This is a genomic window from Ectobacillus sp. (assembly GCF_056992975.1).
Genome location: NZ_JBXKMX010000255.1, coordinates 1 through 8,921, shown reverse-complemented (window position 1 = coordinate 8,921; position 8,921 = coordinate 1). Strand labels below are relative to the sequence as shown.

Here is an 8,921-nt window from a genome sequence, read left to right as displayed (position 1 = left end):
GCTGGAATGGTTCCATTTACAGGACTACCGTAGCCATTATTTTCATTTAACGTAGGTAGCACTTTTGTTGCGGTTGGCGCCCCGTCTACGGATTGATTTGGATAATAGTAGGCGAGCCAACTATCTAAAGGAACGACATTAGAAAATAAAACGGCTCCCCCTGCCTCTTCAAAGTAGGAGGTTTTCACTTGGTGCGTAGATTGTGACAATTGCCCAAGGAGAGCATGATTGATCTGTGGTCCCGACTGCGTAAAACGGTCGATAACCGATTTTCCATCAACCTCCATCTTTACACCATCATCAGCAACCGTTTGGGCAAAGTATTCACCCGCTGCTAGATTTTTATTTTCATAGAAGGCTGCCGAGAAATGATCTTCCCCTATAGATGGAATCGGTGCACCGTATCCCCAATTAAAGGCAACCCCATTCAATCCATCCACTACAGTGCCGGCACCAGAAAGCGTAGTATTCGGATAAAACACGCCTGTTGTACCTTGGCTTGTTACTTGATTGCTTGGCGTTACGGTAAGATCTACTTTGCTATTTCCTGCTGCCTCTAAATATTCCACGCGAATCGTATGAACATCTTTTGTTGCGTCAGGTAACGATGGATTGTCTGCAACGGGAACCATAACAGCATCCTCTCGGTACGCACTATACGTCCAGCGATCGAGTACAAGCTTATCATCTACATACACACGAATACCATCATCCGCGCCGCCTCGTAAAATATACTGCCCAGCTGGCATATGCTTTGCTGTTACGTAACGAGCGGAAAAGTGATCCGCTGCTACAGATGGCATCGGCGAACCGTACCCATTATCTTGATGCAAACCTTTATCCGCCGAAGCATCCAGCGTCTTCGCAGCTACCGGCGAGCCTGAAAGTGTTTCATTGTTGTAATAATATGCGAGCCAGTTATCAAACGGCACCATGTCCGAGAATACGAAAGCATTTCCCGTTTCCTCTAGATAGTTCGTTTGAATCGTATGCGTACCGCCTGATAGCCCTGGTACGATAGCGGTATCGATTTGACCGGCAGAAGGAGTAAAGCGATCAATGACTGTTTTGCCATCTACATTCACCTTTACACCATCGTCTGCCTGCGTTTGAATAAAATAATCGCCCGCTGCTACAGATTTTGTTTGATTAAACTGGGCACGAAAATAATCAGACGAAAATCCAGCTGGACTACCGTAACCCCAGTTATAATGCACGTCTCCGCCGTTTTGAACAAAGGTATTATCCGTGCTATCGGCTGGTGTCAGCGAACATTCGAGTTTACTTTCTCCCGAAGCTTCATAATACTCTACGTCCACCCAGTGAACGTCCTTTGTAGTTGCTTGATCAGCAATATTTACCTTTACAACATCATCCTGATAGCCATTGTAGCCCCAGCCATCATAAACCTTTTTGCCATCAATATAGACCCGCATGCCATCATCGGCTTTTGCATGCAGTATATATTGCCCTGCTTGTATGTGCTTCGCTGTTGCAAATTTTGCAGAAAAATGGTCGCTATTCACATTACCTGGCATCGGCGAACCATAGCCATCATTAACAGAGAGACCTTGCTTTTGAGAAGGTCCGATCGTTTTGGCTGCGACAGGAAGACCAGAGAGCGTTTCATTGTTGTAATAATACGCGAGCCACGTATTCATCGGCACGACATCCGAGAACACAGCGGCATTTCCGTAATCCTCATAATAACGAGTTTTCACATCATGATTGCCTGCAGTCATGTTAGGCAGCAGCGCACGATCAATTTGACCGGCTGACGGCGTCCAGCGATCGATAACCGATTTTCCGTCCACTGCTACTTGAATCCGGTCATCCGCCAATGTTTGAACGAAATAATCACCAGCATCAAGCGATTTCGACTGTGTAAAGTTTGCTTCAAACTGATCCGCCGGCATACCAGGCGGTCCGCCTGCACCCCAGTTATAATGCACGTCTCCGCCACTGCTTGTATAAACAGGAGCAGCTGCATGCAATGAAGGAATGGGTGCAACGACTAGTGCAGAAACGAGTACAATCGGGCATGTAATTTTCCAAAACCTATTCACCAGTAAAATCTTCCTCCTTCTTTCATTTTCTGTCATCTTTATTATCTTACTATTTTCATAGATACAGAGATATGGATTCATACAAAATTCAACAATTTACGTAAATTTTACAGTAAAAAAACCGTTGTAAAGGAGACCCCTTCACAACGGTTTACAAGAAGCAATATTTTATTTAGCAGAAAAATGATTTAAAATCGCTGCGACAATGCGTTCAGATGCATGACCATCCCCATATGGATTCGATGCATGCGCCATTTTATCATGCGCTTCTTTGTTACCAAGCAATTCATCTGCTAGTGTGAAAATCGTTTCTTCATCCGTTCCAGCAAGCTTTAATGTACCAGCATCAATTCCTTCTGGACGCTCCGTTGTGTCACGAAGAACAAGAACCGGAACACCAAGGGACGGTGCTTCTTCTTGTACACCGCCGGAGTCGGTTAAAATTAAATACGAACGCGCAGCAAAGTTATGGAAATCGATTACATCCAGCGGTTCAATGAGATGAATACGCGCATCATTTCCTAAAATATCATTTGCAATTTCACGTACAACTGGGTTCATATGAACCGGGTAGACAACTTGAATATCGTCATATTTTTCCACAAGTCTCTTAATAGCGTGGAACATATTGCGCATCGGTTCACCTAAGTTTTCGCGGCGATGTGCTGTCATTAATACGAGGCGATCACTTCCAATGCTATCTAATACCTTATTTGTATACGTTTCTTTTACCGTTGTTTTTAATGCATCAATGGCCGTATTCCCCGTAATAAAAATCGTGTCTGGATTTTTATTTTCAAGTTTTAAGTTTTCAGCTGATTTAGTGGTTGGTGAAAAATGCAAATCTGCCATGACACCCGTGAGCTGACGATTCATTTCCTCTGGGTACGGAGAACGTTTATTCCAAGTACGCAGACCTGCTTCCACATGTCCAACTGGAATTTGATTATAAAACGCAGCAAGACTTGCGATAAATGTAGTCGTTGTATCACCGTGTACGAGGACGATGTCTGGCTTTGCTTCCTTCATGACCTCATCTAGCCCTTGTAAGCCACGTGTCGTAATATCAATAAGCGTTTGGCGATCCTTCATAATGTTTAAATCATAATCAGGCGTAATGCCGAAAATGTTCAATACTTGATCAAGCATTTGACGATGCTGCGCAGTTACCGTCACAATTGGTTCGATTGTTTCTGGATGCTTTTGTAGTTCTAGAACTAACGGAGCCATTTTAATTGCTTCTGGCCGTGTTCCGAATATCGTCATTACTTTAATTGGTTGTGTCATGTATTTCCACTCACTTTCTCATTCATCGCTTGGACGAAGATGATGTACTTCCCCCATTATATTACATAGTAATAAGGCAGGGAATAGCAGTACGTCATCTCTCTGTAAATCAGCCTTAAAAAGCGCTTGTATATTAGGATTTGCCGCTGTACTCTCGCAGCACCGAAGGACGACCAATGGAATAATAATCGATTTCATGGCGGCTCGCTTCTTCTAAACTATAACAATTCCGTCCATCAAATAAGAGCGGTTGCTTCATCAATTCTACATACGTAGCGAGCGGAATACTTTTTATTTCACTCCACTCCGTTACAAGAAATGCTGCCTCTGCATCTTGCAAAGCTTCCTCGGCACGACTGGCAAATATAACTTGTTTCGGCAACAGATGCTTTGCATTTTCGGCAGCCTTAGGATCATATGCTTTTACAATCGCACCCTTGCTAATCAAATATTCTGCAATAACGATAGAAGGTGCCTCACGCATATCATCTGTATTCGGCTTAAAGGCTAAACCGAGAAGGGCAACCTGCTTACCGCGTAAGTCCAATAAATCCGTAGCACGTTTCACTAACGAAATTTGCTGCTTATTGTTCACTTCAATTACCGCTTTCAACAACTCAAAATCGTGGCGTACCGTCCCTGCAATTTGAAGCAGCGCCTTCGTATCCTTTGGAAAACAAGATCCCCCGTACCCAATACCAGCCTTTAGGAATTTATCGCCAATCCGTTGATCGAGTCCCATCCCGTACGCAACAGCTTCTATATTCGCATTTGTTTTTTCGCAAATATTAGAAATTTCATTAATAAAACTAATCTTTGTTGCTAGAAAAGCATTAGAAGCATACTTAATCATTTCCGCGCTGCGCACATCTGTTTTAAAGGTCGGAATCTTAAGCGGCTTATAAATCTCTTCTAATATAGTAGCCGTTTCTTCTAGCTTTGCGCCAATAACAATACGATCCCCATGGAAGAAATCGTACACACCAGACCCTTCTCGTAAAAATTCTGGATTGGATGCCACCTGCACCGTAATGCCTTCTTGTAGTCTTCCTGTAATAATGCCTTCTAAATAATCATTTGTCCCAACCGGCACAGTACTTTTTGTTACAACAATCGCATCATGCTTCATGAAATCCCCGATATCTTCACATGCTTTTGTAATAAACGTTAAATTTGCCGATCCATCTTCATTAGGAGGAGTTCCCACTGCCAGAAAAATGACCTCTGCCCGGTGATAGGCCTGCGCCCGCTCGCTCGTAAACTTTAATCGGCCTGCATGCGTTGCCTCCTGCATCATCTCTGCCAAACCTGGCTCATAAATGGGGACATTCCCATCTTGAAGCTTTGCAATCTTATCCTCATCTATATCTAAGCATGTCACAATATGACCAATATGTGCCAATCCTACCCCTGTTACAAGACCTACATACCCCGTACCTACTACCGAAATCTCCATAAGCCACCTCTTCGCCCCTCATTATGCTCTTACACTACAAAAATTTACTACTTACTTCAAATTATATGTATAGAAATACCTCATAACACTATGTATACAAGCCAAAACAATATTCCCTACCCATCATTATAGCGAGAAAGTACAGCAGTAGCTTTAAAACTGTGTAAAGCTATTATAAAGAAGATGATTTCTTGCTTCGTCCCTATAAAAATAACAGCCGCATCTAAAGGGACGATAACTTTGATGCGCTTTGATTACCGGCTACCTTGCTTTTTGCTCAAGGCGGTCACTAATACAGCTCTTTCGTTACCGGCTACCACGCTTTTTGTTCAAAGCGGTCACTAATACAGCGGTTTCGTTACCGGCTTCCTTGCTTTTTGCTCAAAGCGTTCACTAATACAGCGGATTGTTTACCGGCTACCCTGCTTTTTGCTCAAAGCGGTCACTAATACAGCGGTTTCGTTACCGGCTACCCTGCTTTTTGCTCAAAGCGGTCACTAATACAGGGGATTGATTACCAGCTACCCTGCTTTTTGCTCAAAGCGGTCACTAATGCCCTTTTTATGTTCCCATTGAAACGTATAATCCGCTCTCGCGGGGACCAATCTAGTATCTATGAGTAAAATTAGGCAAAGAAATAAGGTATCCTTCTCTATTTATGTAAGAGAGGGATACCTTTTTCAGTGTCCGCCTCAATAGGCGGCTGTTATTTTTTCTCTACTATTATCTTACAGCTGCTTTGCTGAGCTGTTCCTCTTTTTTCCGAACGAGCGGAAGGACCTGCTCCCCAAAGGCTTGTATCTCTTCTTCGTAATGAAGAAATCCGGTTAACACAATATCTACACCTACTTTTTTCAATTCGATAATCCGGTCTGCTACCTGCTCAACAGTCCCGATTAATTTCGTACGAAAGCCATCGTTGTATTGAACCAAATCCTCAAAGGATGAATTGGCCCACATTCCGTTTCCTTGCGGAGATGCTTTTCCGGCAAACTTTACTTGGCTTTTAAAGCCTTCTACCGCTTCATCATCTGCATGAGCGATAATATCCCTCAGAACTTGCTGTGCTTCCTGCTCTGTTTCGCGGACAATGACAAAGCCGTTCACTCCAAATTTTACTGTGCGCCCTTGTTGGTTTGCTAGTTCTCTTACTTCATCAATCTGTTGCTTTATATTTTCAATCGAATTTCCGTTCATGAAATAAACGTCCGAAACGCGGCTTGCCATCTCCTTGGCAGCAATTGAATTCCCGCCTTGAAACACAAGTGGCTGCGTAACAGGCTTTGGTTTTAAGGGCGCATCATGAATCCGGTAAAAATCCCCTTGATAATTCGCAATTTCCTTCGTCCATAGTTCCCGAAGCACCTGAATAAATTCCTCGGAGCGGCGATATCGCTCATCGTGATCTAACCAGGGAAGACCGTAAGCTTGAAATTCACCTTTAAACCAACCGCTTACAATATTCACAGATACACGTCCATTGCTAATATGATCAATCGTTGAAATAATTTTCGCCATCACACCCGGATGCCAAAGGCCAGGAAGAATCGCCGTAATAATATTTAGCTTCGATGTAACACTCGCCAAACCTGCTGCCAAAGCCGTCGCCTCTAACTGCTTTTCAGCCCCGTAGCTTGCCAAAAACCGTGTTTGTAATAACACATAATCAAACCCAGCTTCCTCTGCCACTTGTGCATAACGCTTATTGTCTTCAAATGACCAACCCGTTCGTTGTTCAATATTTGAAATAACCAATCCTCCGCTTACATTTGGTGCCCAATATGCAAATTGCAAACTCATTTTCGGTTCCTCCCTTTTTTTCCGCGTAGAAACAAAAAAGGACTCTACTTCCTTATTAGCTAAGAAAGAAGAATCCTCTAGTTATCTAGTCAGATTGTTTATATTAATTTCTTTGATAGTATCATCATTTTTCATATATGTAAAGTTGGAATTAACCCGTTCTTTTGAAAAAGTAGCCGCCCCCTTAATATAGAGCTTTACAATTAAATGTGTCCTTGTAATATCACACATTATATAGGGTTAAAAGGAAAGGATAGATGAACAGGGGATATACATGCTTATATCTATCCTTTTTGTACAACATATGACCGTTTATTTAAATTTTTATATTTTTTGTCTCAAGGTCCGCTTCTAGTATGTCATACAGTGATAATTTATAATTAATTTTATCTAAATACTTATTCATTTGCATGATTTCTTTTTGGACCTTTACTTTATGGTCAAGTATCATCTGTTTACGCTCTTGTATGGTTTTTTCCCCTTCTTTATACAAATCCACATAGCGCTTTATTTCCGCTATAGGCATGCCCGTGGATCGTAATGCCAAAATAAAATCAATCCATTCAACATTTTCATCATCATAAATACGATTGCCATAACCATCACGCTTTACAAATGGTAATACTCTTTCTTTTTCATAATAGCGTAACGTTGATGCTGATAGCCCAGTTTTAATTGAAAATTCCTTAGTACTATAATTCATATATTTCACTCCATAGGTTAAATGATTCAAATTCACTTTAAATGGAAGTTTATCCTATTTTTATATCCTGCTCAAGGTAATTTGATTATGGATGCTGTCAGTGCTGTCCCAAAAAAGTATAATATTTTGAAAATACGACTTTCCATTATTGTTTTTCAGCATGATTGCAATAACCATAATGGCACAAACGCCCATAAAACCAGCAACCGCTTTTAAGATTTTGATTTTCTTTTGTACTATTAATATTTTTAATTATATTAAAAGTAGCACCAAGTTTAATTTCCAAGTCCATATTTATTAGCATTTTTTGATTTTACCCTTCATTAAAAAAAAACTGCAAACACATCTACAACGTAAAGAATGTGTCTGCAGGTATATATTTTGAGAGATATTCTTTACCACTCTTCCCCATTGCTCTCTATTACTTTTTAATATTTTGTCGAATATACTTTAGCGGTCCCGTTTCCTCCATCATCAAAAGACATTGTATTATGTTATCCCCAAAAGGATATTTAATACAAAGATTTATTCCGGAAAGGAAGAAGGAATGGGCTCATCAAAGTCAGCAGATATTGTAACATCAGCCCATTTTTCAATGTCATTGAGTTGAGGACCCAATTTATCTTTCGCATTTTGAAGAGCTTCACGACCCAATACTAGATGAAGAGGTGGCTTTTCCATATCGGCAATTTGGAAAATGATTTTTGCAGCACGATCCGGATTCCCAGGTTGTACACCATTTACACCTGTTAACCATTCACGCAGTCCACCTGCTGTTTCTTCGTAGGAATCCGAATCTTGTTTGGTTCCTTTATCCAGTGTGGTAGCTGCCCATTTCGTTCGAAAAGCACCTGGCTCAATCAAAGTTAGCTTAATACCGAGTGGTGCAACCTCTTGTGCTAATCCAATAGAAAGACCTTCAACTGCAAATTTACTTGCAGAGTATACTGAAAGTCCAGGAAAGGCAGTAAGGCCCAAAACAGAAGAAATATTTATGATGTGGCCGGAACGTTGGTTCCGAAGTGTCGGAAGAACAGCTCTTGTAACGTTCATCAAACCAAAAACATTTGTTTCAAATTGATGGCGGATTTGCTTGTCTGTCAGTTCCTCGAAGGCTCCCAGCAAACCATATCCTGCGTTATTCACAAGAATATCAATCCGTCCAAATTGTTCAACAGCTTTTTGAACCGCTTGGTTTGCATCCTCTTCGTTATGAACATCTAATTCAAGAGTAAGAACGCGATCAGGTGCTTGTTGTTTATAAGATTCGATATCTTTTATATTGCGGGCAGTTGCAACTACATAATCACCATTAGCAATTACTTCTTGAGTGAGAGAACGTCCGAATCCTGTTGAAGTACCTGTAATAAACCATACACGTTTTTGCATATATTACACTCCTTTTACCTAATAAATTGGTTTCAGGAGTATCTTAAGCCTTAAAGTTCACTTTATAGCAAGTATTTTTTTAAATTTAACTTATAGTCCGAATGGTGTTAGGGTGAATCCCTTTACCTTCGATATCGAATGTTCAGCTACCTCTTTTGCTGTATATACTTTCATTCGGCCACCACCTTTAATACGATTATTAACTCACTTAATTTTCCAC

At 41.2% G+C, this 8,921-nt stretch carries 6 protein-coding genes; all 6 read right to left on the bottom strand.

What is annotated here, in order from left to right; genetic code table 11:
* The coding region (locus tag AC11ZT_RS11695; protein WP_484059762.1) for a PA14 domain-containing protein at positions 1-2,066 on the bottom strand (2,066 nt) is incomplete at its 3' end.
* Positions 2,067-2,234: 168 nt separating this feature from the next.
* A complete protein-coding gene (gene wecB, locus AC11ZT_RS11690; protein WP_484059761.1) occupies positions 2,235-3,353 on the bottom strand; it encodes a non-hydrolyzing UDP-N-acetylglucosamine 2-epimerase in 1,119 nt (372 codons plus the stop codon).
* A gap of 133 nt (positions 3,354-3,486) precedes the next feature.
* Complete coding sequence (locus tag AC11ZT_RS11685) at positions 3,487-4,809, bottom strand: UDP-glucose dehydrogenase family protein (RefSeq protein ID WP_484059760.1); 1,323 nt, start codon at positions 4,807-4,809, stop codon at positions 3,487-3,489.
* 723 nt (positions 4,810-5,532) lie between these two features.
* On the bottom strand, positions 5,533-6,609 hold the full coding sequence (gene sfnG, locus AC11ZT_RS11680) for a dimethylsulfone monooxygenase SfnG (protein WP_484059759.1): 1,077 nt from the start codon (positions 6,607-6,609) through the stop codon (positions 5,533-5,535).
* 316 nt (positions 6,610-6,925) lie between these two features.
* Entirely contained in the window at positions 6,926-7,312 is a 387-nt protein-coding gene (locus AC11ZT_RS11675) for a MerR family transcriptional regulator (protein ID WP_379970516.1), read from the bottom strand.
* A gap of 525 nt (positions 7,313-7,837) precedes the next feature.
* A complete protein-coding gene (locus AC11ZT_RS11670; RefSeq protein ID WP_484059758.1) occupies positions 7,838-8,701 on the bottom strand; it encodes an oxidoreductase in 864 nt (287 codons plus the stop codon).
* Positions 8,702-8,921 lie beyond the last annotated feature (220 nt).